At 58.4% G+C, this 17,413-nt stretch carries 9 protein-coding genes; 3 read left to right on the forward strand and 6 right to left on the reverse strand.

The window, feature by feature from the left end; genetic code table 11:
• The first annotated feature begins 83 nt into the window (after positions 1–83).
• The 3 genes from ACA068_RS16450 (at position 84) to ACA068_RS16460 (ending at position 7,672) form a co-directional block, all read left to right on the forward strand.
• A complete protein-coding gene (locus ACA068_RS16450) occupies positions 84–1,820 on the forward strand; it encodes an IlvD/Edd family dehydratase (protein ID WP_497303219.1) in 1,737 nt (578 codons plus the stop codon).
• A 248-nt stretch (positions 1,821–2,068) separates the two neighbouring features.
• Complete coding sequence (locus ACA068_RS16455; RefSeq protein WP_094467649.1) at positions 2,069–2,788, forward strand: FadR/GntR family transcriptional regulator; 720 nt, start codon at positions 2,069–2,071, stop codon at positions 2,786–2,788.
• A gap of 186 nt (positions 2,789–2,974) precedes the next feature.
• Positions 2,975–7,672, forward strand: a complete 4,698-nt coding sequence (locus tag ACA068_RS16460) for a dermonecrotic toxin domain-containing protein (protein WP_497303221.1) — start codon at positions 2,975–2,977, stop codon at positions 7,670–7,672.
• Positions 7,673–7,714: 42 nt separating this feature from the next.
• Here ACA068_RS16460 and ACA068_RS16465 read toward each other — a convergent pair.
• The 6 genes from ACA068_RS16465 to ACA068_RS16490 all read right to left on the reverse strand — a co-directional run bounded on the left by ACA068_RS16465 (position 7,715) and on the right by ACA068_RS16490 (position 17,406).
• Positions 7,715–8,940 (reverse strand): IS3 family transposase gene (locus ACA068_RS16465; protein WP_497303223.1). Its coding sequence is split into 2 segments (ribosomal slippage): positions 7,715–8,589 and positions 8,589–8,940, totalling 1,227 coding nucleotides; the frame shifts between segments, so codons are not numbered across the junction.
• A gap of 106 nt (positions 8,941–9,046) precedes the next feature.
• A complete protein-coding gene (locus ACA068_RS16470; protein WP_497303225.1) occupies positions 9,047–11,431 on the reverse strand; it encodes an efflux RND transporter permease subunit in 2,385 nt (794 codons plus the stop codon).
• Positions 11,432–11,459: 28 nt separating this feature from the next.
• Entirely contained in the window at positions 11,460–12,527 is a 1,068-nt protein-coding gene (locus tag ACA068_RS16475) for a WD40/YVTN/BNR-like repeat-containing protein (protein WP_497303227.1), read from the reverse strand.
• A gap of 1,123 nt (positions 12,528–13,650) precedes the next feature.
• Positions 13,651–16,308 carry an aminopeptidase N gene (pepN, locus tag ACA068_RS16480; protein WP_497303229.1) on the reverse strand — a complete coding sequence of 886 codons (2,658 nt, stop codon included), beginning with the start codon at positions 16,306–16,308 and terminating at the stop codon, positions 13,651–13,653.
• 10 nt (positions 16,309–16,318) lie between these two features.
• A complete protein-coding gene (locus tag ACA068_RS16485) occupies positions 16,319–17,149 on the reverse strand; it encodes a DUF2797 domain-containing protein (protein WP_403097309.1) in 831 nt (276 codons plus the stop codon).
• Positions 17,146–17,406: a YeaC family protein gene (locus tag ACA068_RS16490; RefSeq protein WP_090183249.1), complete on the reverse strand. Its 261-nt coding sequence runs from the start codon at positions 17,404–17,406 to the stop codon at positions 17,146–17,148. Before ACA068_RS16490 ends, ACA068_RS16485 begins: the two co-directional genes overlap by 4 nt.
• Positions 17,407–17,413 lie beyond the last annotated feature (7 nt).

Consider the following 17,413-nt stretch of genomic DNA (forward strand, 5'->3'; position numbering starts at 1 on the left):
CAACAACACTTCCAAACAGGCAAAATTGAGCTTATCTTACGCCGTAGCTCGAACAATATAGTCATACAATAAGAGAATCGATCATGTCTGATAAGAAACCCAACCTGCGCTCCGCCCAATGGTTTGGCACCGCCGACAAGAACGGCTTCATGTACCGCAGCTGGATGAAGAATCAGGGCATCGCCGACCACCAGTTTCACGGCAAGCCGATCATCGGCATCTGCAACACCTGGTCGGAACTGACCCCGTGCAACGCGCACTTCCGCCAAATCGCGGAGCACGTCAAACGCGGGGTGATCGAGGCCGGTGGTTTTCCAGTCGAATTCCCGGTGTTCTCCAACGGCGAATCGAACCTGCGCCCCACCGCCATGCTCACCCGCAACCTGGCGAGCATGGACGTTGAAGAAGCGATTCGTGGCAACCCGATCGATGGCGTGGTCCTGCTGACCGGCTGCGACAAAACCACTCCGGCACTGTTGATGGGCGCGGCGAGTTGCGACGTGCCGGCCATCGTCGTTACCGGCGGGCCAATGCTCAACGGCAAGCACAAAGGCCAGGACATTGGTTCCGGCACCGTGGTCTGGCAGCTCAGCGAACAAGTGAAAGCCGGCACCATCACCCTTGACGATTTCCTCGCGGCCGAGGGCGGCATGTCCCGTTCGGCCGGCACCTGCAACACCATGGGCACCGCGTCGACCATGGCCTGCATGGCCGAAGCACTGGGCACGTCCCTGCCCCATAACGCGGCGATTCCGGCGGTGGATGCGCGACGTTATGTGTTGGCGCACATGTCCGGCATGCGCGCGGTAGAGATGGTCCGTGAAGATTTGCGGCTGTCGAAGATCCTGACCAAGGAAGCTTTCGAAAACGCCATCCGCGTCAACGCCGCCATCGGTGGCTCGACCAACGCCGTGATCCACCTGAAAGCCATCGCCGGTCGTATCGGCGTCGAGCTGGACCTGGATGACTGGACCCGCATCGGTCGCGGCATGCCGACCATCGTCGACCTGCAACCGTCCGGACGTTTCCTGATGGAAGAGTTCTACTACGCCGGCGGCCTGCCAGCGGTGTTGCGCCGCCTCGGTGAAGCCAATCTGATCCCCAACCCGAACGCCTTGACCGTCAACGGCAAAACCCTGGGAGAGAACACCAAGGACGCGCCGATCTACGGCCAGGACGAAGTGATCCGCACCCTCGACAATCCGATCCGTGCCGACGGCGGCATCTGCGTATTGCGCGGCAACCTCGCGCCACTGGGTGCGGTGCTCAAGCCGTCCGCGGCCAGTGCCGAATTGATGCAGCATCGCGGGCGTGCGGTGGTGTTCGAGAACTTCGACATGTACAAGGCGCGGATCAACGATCCGGAACTGGACGTCGATGCCAACTCGATTCTGGTGATGAAGAACTGCGGGCCGAAGGGTTATCCGGGCATGGCCGAAGTCGGCAACATGGGCTTGCCGGCCAAGCTACTGGCTCAGGGCGTGACGGACATGGTGCGCATTTCCGACGCACGCATGAGCGGCACGGCGTATGGCACGGTGGTTTTGCACGTGGCCCCGGAAGCAGCGGCCGGCGGGCCACTGGCGACGGTGAAGGAAGGCGACTGGATCGAGCTCGACTGCGCCAACGGCCGTTTGCACCTGGACATCCCGGACGCTGAACTGGCGGCGCGCATGGCGGATCTGCAACCGCCGCAACATCTGATCGTGGGCGGTTATCGTCAGCTGTACATCGACCATGTGCTGCAAGCAGATCAGGGCTGCGATTTCGACTTCCTGGTCGGCTGCCGCGGTTCCGAAGTCCCGCGCCACTCTCACTAACCCTTTCAACTCTGCATTCACAGCAAAACCTGTGGCGAGGGAGCTTGCTCCCGCTCGGCTGCGCAGCAGTCGTAAATCGATTGACGCGATCTTTCTGACAAATCGCGGTGACCGATTGGGCCGCTTCGCAGCCCAGCGGGAGCAAGCTCCCTCGCCACAGAGCAATCGCCGACTTCAGGTCTGATGATTGCCCGCCGCGCCTGTTATCATGCGCGGCATCTCCATCGCACAGGATCGCGCCGTTCCCCATGGATTACCGCAAACCCTCCGACCGCAAAAGCATGCACTCGCGCATCGTCCAGGAATTGGGCATGCAGATCGTTTCCGGGCGCTTCAAACCGTGTGACAAACTGCCCGCTGAAGCCCTGCTGTGCGAGGAGTACGCGGTCAGCCGCCCGGTGCTGCGCGAAGCCACCCGGGTGCTGGTTGCCAAAGGCCTGGTGTATTCCCGTCCGCGGGTCGGCACCGTGGTCAAGCAGCGCAAGGAATGGCACATGCTCGATCCGGATGTGCTGCACTGGCTGATGCAAAGCAGTCCGCAGAATGAGTTCTTCGATTTACTGACCAGCGTGCGCAGCATCATCGAACCCGCTGCCGCCGCCCTCGCCGCGCAGTTCGCGACCGATGCGGACATCGCCTCCATCGGTGAAGCCTACCAGCGCATGGAAGCCGCACCGACGCCTGAAGCGCTGTTGCAGCCGGACCTGGATTTCCACAGCCGGATCGCCGATGCGACCCACAACGATCTGTTGGCCAACCTGTGCAACATGCTGTCGGTGGCGATTGCCGAAGCATTGAAGCATTCCAACCAGCGGCCGAACCTGCATGAACTGGCGCTGCCCCGGCACAAGGCGATCCTGACGGCGATCGAGAACCGCGATGCGCTGGGTGCGCGGCATGCAACGCTGGTGCAGTTGGATGATGCGCGAAGTGCCTTGAATGTAGTGCTCGGCACTGATCCCTCATAACCCCCACAGGGGTTCAGCATCAATTGTGGGGCTGAAAAAAGCCGCAACCCGGGTTGCGGCTTTTTTGTTTCCGGCCTGAAAGGGTCCCTTGGCCTATCTGATCGATCAATGTGCGGTAACCGGCTACCGCACATACTCGGGGGCGCTGAATTACGCTGAGGAGCCATTCATGCAAAGGATTGCATCATGCCGACATCTGCCGCACTACCCACCACAGGCTCCGCCGAGATCATCGCGCGCGCGGTCAACAGTCGATTCGATTCCCGCCCCACCTTGCGCTCGCAAACCGCCCGCATGCTCAAGAGCGGCATTCTGGAAAAATACCCGACACTGGCGTTCGACCCTGACCGAACCAAAGTTGCCCAACCGATCCCGGGGGGTGCCTGGCGGCTGACGCTGCTTTTGGACGTGGTACTGGAATACCTCGCCAGTGGTGCGTTTCCCGAGTTGAACGAGAAATTTGGTCGAAGCTGTTTTTTCACAAACCGTGCCCCTTCGAAGCTCACTGTCGACAAAACGACAGTCCGGCAGCCCGACATGCAAGTGATCGCGACGGTCATCCGCGAATTACCCGGCATTCTCTACATCGGCTTCCAGGAATCATTGACGACCTGCTGGAACGAGAAAGACGAAACGGGCGTGAGCCGCTGGCAATGGCTGGGGGATCTGCTCGCTGGCGAGTTGAAAGCCTCCGCTACGCGCCTGTCAGCAACCCATGCGTTACAGGCAGAGATCCTCATGGAACTGGCCCGCCAACCAGACAACCGGGAACGCCTTCAGCGACCTTGGGAGAAAGGCATCATTGAAGCCTGCACGCTTCAAACCACACTGACCCAAGGGGACGTCTCTATCACCGTGCAAACTCCCGACATCCTGGTGATCTGCGGTGATACCCATTTATTGTGCAGCGTGACCGGCAGCATCGAGTCTTTCCCTTCCTTGGACGCTTTTGGAATGTCGTGGGGAGAGCGTTTTCAGCAACATTTCATGTCTGATTCCATGACATGGAAACGTTTTAAACCGGAAGGCAATATCTTCGACACCCAGGCTGCCCTGCTCCTGAACCAGCAACTGGAAGATCTCGAGGCGCTCAAACTGCCGGCACTCCAACGCCTGGAGGACCTTGAAAAACGTTTTGATTCGATCACCGACGTAGCCGCCCGGTTTATCGGCAGCGACAACAACCCGGCGCACCTTCAATCGATACAGGCAACGATTCCCGCGTGGTTGCGGGACACAGGCAGCACGGGGCGTATGGCGTGGCGCAAGCACACGTTGTCGATGGCCAGTGTCAAACAGCAGACCCAGGGTCGCTCGTTAGGCGACGATATCGTTGATCTTCATACGTTCGCCAACAACGCACTGCATGAGCAAATGCTCAAGGACCAGCCCCTGGCGCCAGGCTACAAGGCCGATGAACTGGAGCTGACGTTTCATGTGCCGGTCGGTGACTTGGGCAGCGGCTACATCGAACCGGTCAAAATGTCTCTTACCGATCTGGCGATCAACAATCTCGCCAGCAAACCCAAAGGCCGGATGACCATCCGCCATACCGAGAGCCAGCAGATTGAAGACTGGACCACCGAGGCCTATCTGCTGGAACTGGTGAGCCGGGTCGATGTAGGAAAACATTACCCTGAATACATCGAGGCCCAACTGCTTGGGAACAGCCCCGAGGCGAAGGAGCGTCTACGACTCTTCGGTCTGGAGCTGAGCCTGCATTTGCCACTGCGAGCCCTTGAACACGCGATCAAGGGTGAGCACGGCTTCAACCTCCTGGGCTATCGATACGTCGATGCATTGTTCCATGCGCTTGCGGCCGAGCGAATGGTTGATGAGCAGGCAGTCGTTATCAGGCCCTTGGCGTTTCAACGCAAGGCAGGCGCCCCGTGTGACGTGGTCAGCAACATGTTCATCATCGAACCCAAAGACCTGAATGCCGTCGGCCCGCATATCCTTTACCGACCGCTGTACGCGCAACCCCTGCACCAATACCCCACTCGTCAGTCCCTGCACGATGCCATTGCTCAAGCCGGCCTCTTGCAATCCAGTGTGCTGACCTGGCTGCCGGATCGTGCCCGGCCGATCTACGACAACAACGGGTTCAACGAACCCCACATTGTTCACTTCCATGCGGGCGACGAATTCACTCGTCCGGAAAAACCGAATCCAGCGATCCTGGCAGGCGATGAAGCAGCTGGAGACTGGTTCACCGCGCTGGAAGAAGGTCGATTGCTGGCAAGTCTGTATGCGAGCAACGCCCGCACATTGATCGATCTGGCTGACCGGCAATCGGTGTCCAATGCCGAGAGCCGTTGGGCGATCATCCTCGAGGGGGGTTGGCTGGTGTTCAACAACATGATTTTGCCCCTGTTACGCGGCCCCGCCATGCTGGTCGGCTGGATGCTGCAAATCGCCCACAGCCTGATCGCCGATCTTCCAGCACTGGACAGTGATGATCCACACGCACGAAACCAGGCATGGATCGATGTGTTGTTGAACATTGGCCTGCTGGTTCTGCATGTGGCCCGAGAGGATGGGGCCCCACCGCTCTCCGACAGCGTGGCGATGCAAGTGCCCGGCGCCCTCGCCCCCTTGCGCCGTCCTTCGCAGGCGTACTCATGGCGCGCCGGGACGACCGTCACCCAGGAAACACCGGGGCTGCCGTCCGAGCCACCGGGCAGTGGCAATACCCTGGTGGATTTCAACCTGTCGAACGCCCGTGATTCGGCATCAGCCCGGTTATTCAATACGTTACGGGAGATTCGGGTTCCCTGGCCGACTCCGTTGCCAGAGCCCGTTGCAACCAGTGCCTTCAAAGGCTTGTACCTGATCGACAACAAATGGCACGCCACCATTGCCGGCCTGCTGTTTCGCGTCAGTATCACGCCCGGGTTCGGCGAGGTTTATCTATTACATCCAGAGCACCCCGACCATCCGGGGGTCAAGCTCAAAACCAATGGGGATGGCCGTTGGACCCTGGATCAGGGACTGAAACTGCTCGGCGGCGGGCGCAATACGAGAATCAATGCCCAGCGAGAAATGACAAAACAACGCATCAGCCTGCTGCAAGTGAATCGTCAGGAATTCGTGGACCAGCAAGCGCGGGTGCAGAAGCGCGTCGATATCGCCGAAAACCTGATGCAGCTGAAACAAAACGACCCCGCCACCACTGAAGTCGATCGTGCCACGTACAGACAACGGTTCTTTGATGAGTTGGGCAAACAGACCGAAACCTACGCCACGCTGTTGGCCGAAATCAGGGAGCTGAGCGATTTGACCAAATCCGACCCGGATCCGGTGCAACTGTGCAGTTTGTCGGAAAACCTGATCAACAACATTCGTAAACAGATCGTCATCACTGACCTGGAGCGCGAGGCGCTGGATCGACACTTCGCGGACTTGAAAAAAGGCATAGGGCGTTTGCATGAGACGCTGAAAACCGAAGGCACAGTGCTGCTGGATCGGTACTTCGACTACATGCGCCAAACCTCTGAAATCAACGAAACCATGATCAAGCTGTTTGAGCAGGTCGATAGCCGACTTCAGGAACTCAAGCAAATCCCTCGCACGGGCATCGAATACTGGAAGCGTCTTGCCGGCAACAGGCCCGTAGATGAAATGACGGCTTTGCGCATCAAATCCTACCAACTGAGTGTCTTGCGAATACTCAGTCTCAAGGTGCTTGGAAGCAGCACCATGGCGGTTCTCGAACAGACCCTCGATCCCCTGCTGTTGCTGTCTCGCTCGCATGCCGAACTGCAAACGGAGCACACCTACTCCAACAGCGACCGAATCGCCGTTCTGGACCACCTGGTCGATCAATACAACAAGGCTCAGGACGGTCTTGAGGCGATCGGCATTTTCAGTACCGATGAGTTGCAGACACACCCCTTCAATCGTCTGCGCGGGCTCATTGATCAGCTGCGTATCGATGCCGAGCGACGGCTGGCGGATGCCATTCAACTGCAGCCACAACCTGACGAGTCGCCCAGTACTGCACCAGGAACCAGCAGGCCGACGGTGAAACATCCATATTCAGGGTCCAGTCGCAAGCGGGTGATCAAAACTACCAAGGGCACGTTGATCGGCGATCTTCGCCAACGAATCGCCAACCAGGGAGGGGACATTGTCGACATCAACGGTCCTTTTGAAGAGAAGCCACTGGCCTCGTTCCACGAACACGAGCCCAATGTCTGGGTAGAAATTGTCGAATCCAGGCCCTTACCGCCCAAGGCCTCACGCCCGTATCAGCAGGTCAAAGGTGAAGCGCGCAAGGCGTTGGCCGATGTCGATAAGCACGTGCAAAAGATCGAGGGTTACGCGCAACGCGCCAGTTCCCCCAAGGAAATCGAAGAGCAGTTGCAACGTGAGGCACAAAAACTGACCGGGTTTGCCGACAGCCTCGAGCAGCACGAAAGCCCTCCGGTCAGCCGGGATCCTGACGTTTCGCTGATCAGCGGACTTCGGGATCAAGCGCGCGTCCTCGACAGCAAGGCGACCGAACTTCGTACCCGCATGACCCTCGCCCGGCCGCCCAGCAGCGAGGGTGTGGAGTTTCTGCTGCGGCGTAATGCTCTTTTTGCGCGGATCATCGGCAACCGGGTTCAGCTGAAAACCGGGCGCAAGGACTTCATGCAGGAGTACGTTTTGATGAATAAGGATAATCAACCCTGGTGGTACGGGCATTTTCACTATGCGAGCGCAGAGGATGCCAAGACTGACTACACCCAGGCCCATCTTAAAACCAGGGAACAACGTTTCGAAACCTACGAATCGGCCATGGCCAAGGCCAAGGATCCGAAGCAGAAGATCGATATTCATCATGGAATCATCAGCAAGGAACTGGCAAACAGCGATTTTCTACCGCTGGTACCGCGCTGAGTTTTCAATCGTGTCTAGTCCTGAAATAGGTTTACACCTGTTTCACCCCAACGCCCGATGCACCGCATCGGGCGTTTTGTATTTTAAGGACAGGTGCGGGCGTTCCTGGTTGTAGATCAGGATCGCTTCTCGCACCATTTGCTCCGCTTGCGCCAAGTCTGTCGGCCGGTGGAGTAATAGTTCTGTTTTCAAGATGCCGTTGACCCGCTCTGCCAAGGCGTTTTGGTAGCAGTCGTAGCCATCCGTCATCGAACACGTGATGCCATGCTTGGCGTGGAGCTTTTGATACAGCGCCGAGCAGTACTGGACTCCTCGATCCGAGTGATGGACCAGTTTCTGACGTGTTCGACGTGTCTTTAACGCCATGCGTAAGGCTTGGGCCACCGAGTCGGCATGCAGGCTGCCATGCACGTGATAACCGACAATTTTTCTTGAGAAGGCATCTGTGACCAGGCTCAGGTAGACCGGATCGTCACGCTGGGTGGACAGGTAAGTAATATCGGCCACCCAGACCTGTTCCGGACCGGTTGCAACGACTTGCTGCGGGCCTGGCTTTAGCAGATTGGGATGGCAGCGAAAGTGATGATGGCTGTCGGTCGTCTTGTGATACGCCCGTTTCCTGCGAACCAACTGCCGGTGCTCGCGCAGCACTTCAAACAAGCGATCCCGGCCAACATGCAACTCAGGTTTCTCATGCTCCGCGTGCATCAATGACTGGAGCTTGCGTGCGCCAATGCAGGGTTGGCGCACTCGGATTGCCTGCACAAACTTGATGAGTTTCTGATCTTGATCGACTCGCGCCCGATAGACGCGATCACGCTTGTAAAAGGCTTGGCGACTGATCCCCATAAACTGGCAAGCCCTGCTGACACTCAGGGTTTGGGTTTGCGCAACGACTTGCCGGGCCGCTTTTTTACAATGGATACGCCGTAGTCATTCTTCAGGACATCAACCACATCTTCAAAGAATTTGGCTTTCTGATTTGCTAGTGCCAGTTGCTCCTCAAGCTCTTTGATTCTCTGCTCGGGGGTCAAAGGCAAAGTTGGCTCGTCCATCGGTCGAGTCCTCTGCGTACGAATGGAGGCGCCTTGGCTCCAATCTTGTCGACCATGCTTGCGTAACCAGACCAACACCGTCGACCGACCTTGAATCCCATAACGCCGCTGAGCCTCTTTATAACTCAACTCGCCTTTTTCTACTTGGTCGACAACCGACAATTTAAAAGTCAGCGTGTAATCGCGCTGACTACGTTTTGCGCCCGTATCCATTGCACCTTCCTGATAAAAAGCCAGAAGGTGTAAACCTTATTCAGGACGAGACATCGCCCATAAAAAAGCCGCAACCTGAGGTTGCGGCTTTTAGTACTGCGCAACGTTAGTGCGCGAACAACGAGTTGCCCTTCTGCCCCGCCAGTTTCTCCGGCTTGATCAGGAATCGAGCCAGCGCCGGCAGCAGCCAAAGCGCGCCGAACATGTTCCAGAGCAGCATGAAGGTCAGCATCAGGCCCATGTCGGCCTGGAACTTGATGGCCGAGAAGATCCAGGTGCACACGCCGATCGCCAGGCACAGGCCGGTGAACAGCACGGCTTTACCGGTGGATTTCAGCGTCTGGTAGTAGGCCTCTTGCAATGGCAGGCCTGCACGCAGGAAGCTTTCCAGGCGGCTATAGATGTAGATGCCGTAGTCCACGCCAATCCCCACCCCCAGCGCCACGACCGGCAGGGTCGCGACTTTCACGCCGATGCCCATGAAGGCCATCAGGGCGTTGCCGAGTACCGAGGTCAGCACCAGCGGCAGCACGATGCACAAGGTCGCCGCCCAGGAACGGAAGGTGATCATGCACATGGTCGCGACGCAGATGTAGACGAGGATCAGGATGGTCAGCTCGGACTCTTTGATCACCTCGTTGGTGGCCGCTTCAATCCCCGCGTTACCCGCCGCCAGGATGAATTCCAGGCCGTCCTTGTTGTTTTCCTTGGCGAAGTCCTGCACCGCATGCACCGCGCGATCCAGGGTGGCGGCCTTGTGGTCGTTGAGGAACACCAGCACCGGCGCCAGAGAACAACTGTTGTTGTACAAGCCATCGGCACGGGCGATGGAGTTGTTCAATACGTCCGGGTTACGCGACAGGGTTTCCCATTTCAGGTTGCCCTCGTTCATGCCCTTGATCATCTGCTTGGACACCGTCACCAGGGAGATCGCCGACTGCACGCCCTCGGTGTTCTGCATCTTCCACATCAGCTCGTCGATCGGCGCCATGGCTTCGTAGCGCGAGCAACCTTCAGACTTGGTCTTGACCATCACCACCAATACGTCGGAACTGGTGGAGTAGTTGCTGATGATGAAGTTGTTGTCCTTGTTGTAACGCGAGTCCGGACGCAGTTCCGGGGCACCCTGGTCAAGGTCACCGATTTTCAGGTTCTGGCTGTACCAGAGGCCGCCCCCGAAGGCCAGCAAGGCCAGGATGATCGACACCGGTGCGACTTTCGGGCTGGCAAAGGCCGACAGCAGGCGCCAGAACGGGTGTTCGCGGTGAGCGTCCTTCTTGCTGCGTTCGACGGCGCGCTTGCTGATGCCGACGTAGGAGATGGCGACCGGCAGCAGGATCAGGTTGGTGAAGACGATCACCGCGACACCAATGGAGGCGCCGATGGCCAGTTCACGAATCACACCGATGTCGATGATCAGCAGCGTGATGAAGCCCACCGCGTCCGCGAGGATCGCGATCATCCCCGGCAGGAACAGCTGACGGAACGTGCGCCGCGCAGCGGTCAAGGCGTTGTCCGCTTCGCTGGACTGCAAGGCGATCCCGTTGATCTTCTGCACGCCGTGGGAAATACCGATGGCGAAGATCAGGAACGGCACCAGCATCGAATACGGATCAAGCCCGAAACCAAAGAAGTGCATCAACCCCAGCTGCCAGACCACCGCCACCAGCGTCGTACTCAATACCGCCACGGTGCTGCGCATGCAGTTGGTGAACCAGTACAGCAGAATCAGGGTGATGATGAAGGCGATGCCGAAGAACATCACCACCATGACCAGGCCATCGATCAGGTCGCCGACTTTCTTGGCGAAACCGACGATGTGGATCTGCACATTAGGGTTCTGCGCTTCAAACTTGTCGCGGATCTTTTCTTCCAGTTCGTGGGAGAACTTGCGGTAGTCCAACGCCAGCAACTTGCCCTGGTCCTGCGGGTCCGGGTAGGACTCCAGCAGCGGGATGTCGACGATGCTCGACTTGAAGTCGTTGGCCACCAGACGCCCGACCTGACCAGACTTGAGCACGTTGTTGCGCAGCAGGTCGAGGCTTTGCTGGGAGCCGTTATAGCTCTGCGGGATGACTTCGCCGCCGGCGAAGCCCTCCTCCGTCACCTCGGTCCAGCGCACGCTCGGGCTCCACAGCGACTTGAGGCCGGAACGGTCGACGCCCGAAATGTAGAACACTTCGTCGTTGATCTGACGCAGGGTCTCCATGTATTCCTTGGAGAAAATGTCGCCATCGGTGGCTTCAACGGAAATGCGCACCGTGTTGCCCAGGTTCGCCAGATCGTTGCGGTGCTCCATCATCTTTTGAATGAATGGATGCTCCAGGGGGATCATTTTTTCGAAACTGGTGGACGGCCGGATCAGCGTCGCCTGCCAGAACAGGAAGATGCTGACCAGCAGGCAGATGACGATCACTGCCGGGCGGTTGTTGAAAATCAGGCGTTCAAGAAACGTCGCCTTGTCTTGATGATGACTGCTCAAGGATGTCATAGACCCGCCTTCTTATTATTTGCCCGGCTCATTTGGACGACCCGTTTTTGCCATTCTCTGCGCCGGTTGGCGAGGTGACGCGAACGCCGCCCTGTCCTGCCAGAATCAGATTGCCGTTACCTGCCGCGGTCACCGCCGAAACGGAAATGCGATCCGGGCGGTTGAACACGCTGAAGGTTTCGCCGTTGTCGTTGCTGCGGATCACCGAACCGCCGTTGCCGACGATGACAATGGAACCGTCGTCGAGCAGCGTTGCGCCGGACAGACCGAACTCCAGCGCCCCGCGGGCAGCCTTGAGCTCGACCGGTTCCCAGGTTGTGCCGAAATCGGTGGAGCGGAACAGATTGCCCCGCAGCCCGTAAGCCAGCAGCGTATTGGCCTGAGCAGTGCCGATTACGCCGAACAGCGAACCTTCGTATGGGCCTTCAAGCTTTTCCCAGGTCTGGCCCCAATCGGCGGAGCGGAACATGCTGCCCTGCTCGCCGACGATGAACAGCCCGGAATCCTTAACTGCGGCAATGGCGTTGAGGTGGTATTGATCTTCGTTGTCCAGGCGATCGCTGGCGTCTTCCCAATTCTTGCCGCCGTCGGTTGTGGTCAGCAACGCGCCGTAAGCGCCCACGGCTAAGCCGCTGTTGACGTCCTGGAACCAAACGTCGAGCAACGGCGATTCGCGTTTCAAATCTTCGAATTGCTTGGTCCAGGTAGCGCCACCGTCCTCGCTGGCGAGGATCTGTGCGTCATGGCCGACGGCCCAGCCGTGTTTGTCATCGGCGAAAAACACCGACGTCAACAACTGCCGGGTTGGCACCTTGGCCTGGGTCCAGGTCGCACCTTGGTCATCGGAATACAGAATGTGCCCGCGATCTCCGACAGCCACCAGGCGCTTGCCGGCGTGCACGACGTCGAGCATCAGGCTCTTGCTGGCTTTTGCAGATTCAACGGCATAAACAATGTCGGATGCTGGCGCAGCGGCGGCCAACACAGGTGCCGACAGCACGGCACAACCCAACAGCGAGAGCGCTGTAGCCAGCAACGCGAACTTGCGTAACGCCGGCGGGCGGCAGATACCCACACCCATGACAGGCTCACTCATAGACCTTCCCCCATTATTATTGTTAGGTCATTCAACCTTTCAGGGCGCCGTAAGGGGTGCTCATCGGGATTGCCTGTTCTGGAGCATAGTCCTGAAATGCGCAATCTAGAGCCCCTTCGGAAGCTGGCTTATCCTATCGGGGTTTGGAAAGGTCTGACAATCGACGCCACGTTATGTTTTGTTAACTGGGGGGGAATGGGGTTTGGGTGAATGATTGGGTATCAGGTGGGGTGATTCGGGTTTCCGGGTTTGTCTGGTGTTCGGTGTTCGGTGTACATATCCATTTCTTCGGTAACGGCTACTTATGGTTTCGCTCTTACAGCGACTCAGTTTTCCAGACGCCGAAAAGTAAGCAAAAGGCTTCGCCCCGACGTACGGCGCCTCGCTGAGGCTCCGCGTTCCCTCGCTACGGTGTCCATCAGGGGGCATCGCCTACGGTCTGCTTCGCGACGACCTCCTCTCGATGTGTGCGGCTTCGCCGCACGGCGCTACGCGCCTAACCCCCTGATGAACACCTACGCTCGGCCTGCCGAAGGGGCGAGAGATCAAGATCAAGATCAAGATCAACGTCAAAAGCCAAAGCCCCCCCGGTGTCAGGGTAGTTGTCGTATCTCCGCAAGTACAGGTCGACTACCAAGCCGTCTTCGCAGGCAGGCCAGTTCCCAAAAGGTTTGGTGTACATCTGCAAGGAATTGGTCGGCTGTCAGGCCGCCATCGCGAGCAGGCTCACTCCCACATAAAGCAGATCGGCGTACGGCTTTTGCTTTTCACCACTCATCAGGCCGAGCGTTAGCTCGCCTTCAGCTTTTGATCTTGATCTGCCCGCCCCTTCGGGAGGCTGAGCGGAGGTGTTCATCTGGGGGGTGGGCGCGCAGCGCCGTGCGGCGAAGCCGCACACATCGAGAGGAGGTCGAAGCGAAGCCGACCGGAGGCGATGCCCCCAGATGAATACCGGAACGAAGGAACGCCGAGCCCAGGCGAGGGGCCGGACGCTCGGGGCGAGCGTTTTTTTGCTTACTTTTTTTAGGCGTTTGTAAAAAAATTGAGTCGCCGTAAGGGCGAAACCCTAAGCGGCCGTTACCGCAGGAATGGATATACACCCCCACGGAAACAAGCCCCCAACTCAGGCCAGGCTCTTGCTAACCACCTCAAACACATCGCTGGACAGCTGACCCGAAGCACGAATCCGCTCCAACTCGCCTTTCATCAAATCCTGACGCGCGTCGTCGTATTTGCGCCAGCGAGTCAGCGGTGCCAATTGGCGAGAAGCGATCTGCGGGTTAAACCCGTTCAACTCGATCACCAGATCCGCCAGGAAGCGATACCCGGAACCGTCCGCCGCATGGAAGTTGATCAGGTTCTGACCGGCAAACGCACCTACCAGCGCCCGCACCTTGTTCGGGTTCTTGATGTTGAACGCCGGGTGCTCCATCAACTGACGAACACGCTCCAGACCACCGGGCAACGTGCTGCCCGCCTGGACACTGAACCACTGATCCATGACCAGCGGATTGTCCTTGAAGTGCTCGGCAAAACTCGCCAGCGCCAAGGCCTTCTGCTCTTCAAACGGCGAGTTGACCAACACCGCCAGCGCCGTCAGGCGTTCGGTCATGTTATCGCTGGTCTCGAATTGTTCCAGCGTCGCCGCCAACACTTCCGGCTTGCCGCTGAGCATCAGGTACGACAACGCGATGTTCTGCAAGGCGCGACGGGCGAAGTGCTCGGCCTCAGCCACATACGGGGTTTTCTTCGATAGATCGCGATTGGCCTGATAACGTAGCCACAACGCCTCGAACAAACCGTCAGCCAGCTGCTTGCGGGCAAACTCGCGAGCGATATGGATGGCATCAACGTCAGCCACTTCGCTGATTTCAGTCAGGTACGCCTCGCCCGGCAGCGAGAGCATTTCTGCAACCATTGCCTGATCCAGCGTCTCGTCGGACAGCACGGTGCGCAGAGCAGAGATCAGACGCTGATCCAACACCAGTTTCTCGCCCTTCTGCTGTTGGGCAATCAGCTCTTGCAACACCTGAACCGACAGTTGCTGACCGGCATCCCAGCGGTTGAAACCGTCACTGTCGTGCTGCATCAGGAACATCAGTTGATCGCGGCTGTACGGGAAGCTCAGTTTCACCGGCGCCGAGAACCCGCGCAGCAACGAAGGCAATGGCTGTTCCGCGATGTCGATGAAGGTGAAGGTCTGCTCGGCTTCGGTCACCGAAATAACCCGCGAGGTGCCTTGAGCACTGGCTTCACCGGAAAGACGCAACGCAATGGCCGCACCTTTCGAATCCAGCAGGCCCAATTCCACAGGAATCACGAACGGCAGCTTTTCAACCTTGTCCGGGGTCGCCGGGCAGCTCTGACGGAAGGTCAGGCTGTAGGTTTTCGCGGCGGCGTCGTAAGACTCGCTCACCGCCAGACGCGGCGTACCGGCCTGGCTGTACCAGCGCTTGAATTGGGTCAGGTCGACACCGTTGGCATCTTCCATGGCTTTGATGAAGTCATCGCAGGTCACGGCCTGGCCGTCATGACGCTCGAAGTACAGGTCGCTGCCTTTGCGGAAGCCTTCGGCGCCGAGCAAGGTGTGGATCATCCCGACCACTTCCGAACCTTTCTCGTACACGGTCAGGGTGTAGAAGTTGGAAATTTCGATGAAGCTGTCGGGGCGCACAGCGTGAGCCATGGGACCTGCGTCTTCAGCGAACTGGTGAGTACGCAGGTAAGCCACGTCCTGGATGCGTTTCACGGTGGCCGAGTTCATGTCGGCGGAGAAGCCCGAATCGCGGAACACGGTGAAGCCTTCCTTGAGCGACAACTGGAACCAGTCGCGGCAGGTCACGCGGTTGCCCGACCAGTTGTGGAAATACTCGTGCGCGACGATCGCTTCGACACGCTGGTGCGCAGCGTCGGTGGCGGTTTCGGCGCGGGCCAGCACGGCGCTGGAGTTGAAGATGTTGAGGCCCTTGTTCTCCATGGCGCCCATGTTGAAGTCGTTGACCGCGACGATCATGAAGATGTCCAGATCGTACTCGCGACCGTAGACCTCTTCGTCCCAGCGCATCGACTTCTTCAGGCTGTTCATGGCGTGCTGGCATTTGTCGATGTTTTCCGGTTCGACGTAAATGCGCAGCGCCACGGAGCGTTCGCTCATGGTGGTGAAGGTGTCTTCGACACACCACAAGTCACCGGCCACCAGCGCGAACAGGTACGCCGGTTTCTTGAACGGATCTTCCCAGGTCGCCCAGTGCCGGCCGTCTTCGCCGGGACCTGAAGCAATCGGATTGCCGTTGGACAGCAACACCGGATAGCTGTGCTGCTCGGCAACGACCGTGGTGGTGAATGTGCTCATCACGTCCGGGCGGTCGAGGTAATAGGTGATCTTGCGGAAGCCTTCGGCCTCGCACTGGGTGCAGAACATCGTGCCGGATTTGTACAAACCTTCCAAGGCGGTGTTGGTTTCCGGGTGGATCTTGACACTGGTATCGATCGTAAAGGTGGTGCTGGTCGGGTGCAGGGTCAGGTGGTTTTCAGTCAACTGGTAGTCAGCGTCGCTCAATTCGTTGTCAGCCAGAGTGACTGACAGCAGCTCAAGTTGCTGGCCATCCAGCACCAGCGGCGGCAGGCCCGGGCCACGCTCGGGATTGCGGCGCATCACCAGTTGCGCATGGACCAGGCTGTGGTCCTCGAACAACTCGAAGGTCAGGTGCGTCTCGTCTATCAGGTACTCGGGCGCCTGATAGTCTTTCAAATAGATCATCTTCGGTTGTTCGGTGCGCATGCTGGAGTCCTTACTGATGCACGGCGAGCTGATAAGCCGTGTATTTACGAATATTGATGACGCCGGTGTCGAAAATCAGGTATTGACCCTTGATCCCCAACAGCGTGCCTTCGGCAATCGGATTCTTGTCCAGATTGAAGCTGACGATTTTGGCCGGGTATTGCTCGACCGGATAGCGGATTTCGAGGACATCTACATCGGCAATAGTCTGGATCGCTTGTAGGCCGAATCGTTCCTGTAAACCTTGCAAGCCTTCGGCGCAGCTGTCGAACAACTGATCGCGAACCTCGGCCAGGTTCACCGACACCGCGTCGCCCTTGAGTAAAGCACGCCAGTTGGTCTTGTCCGCCACCTGACTGCGGAACAGGTCTTCGACAAACCCCGATTGCTGGCGGGTCGAGACGCGCATGATCGGCAACGCCTGACGGGCGCCCTGGTCGATCCAGCGAGTCGGCAGCTGGGTGGCGCGGGTAATCCCGACTTTCACCCCGGACGAATTCGACAGATACACAATGTGATCGGTCATGCAGAACTTCTCGCCCCACTCCGGCTCACGGCAGGTGCCCGCGTCGTAGTGGCAACGCTCCGGGCTCATGATGCAGAGGTCGCACTGCGCCAGTTTGGTCATGCACGGGTAGCAATACCCCTGGCTGAAACTGGTTTTGGTCTTGCGTCCACAATGGGAACAATGGATCGCCCCCAGGTATTCCAGACGCACCGTGGTGCCGATCAATGGATTGACCGGCACCTCGACGTCATCCAGACGAAACGCGTACTGCACGTCCGGCCCGTCAAGGCGCGCCGACATTTTGCTGATTGCACCACGGCCAATCTCAATCAATGGACGGCATCCGATTTGAACAGGATATTCGGCACGCTGATCGACTTCGAGCTGCATTCCTGCGGGCCCATGTAGCCGGTACGCTCTTCCTCGGGCAGGTTCTGGATTTCCCAGGCGATCATCGCTTGCAACGACAGTTCGCGTTGCTCGGCGGTGAGCTTGCCACCGTCGGACCATTTGCCGATTTCCACCGCCAATTTCAGGCTCTGGTAGATATCGGGGGTGATGTTCTGGATCATTTCGTTAAAAGAGGACATCAAGGGC

The sequence above is a fragment of the Pseudomonas sp. LBUM1660 genome (genome assembly GCF_059695935.1).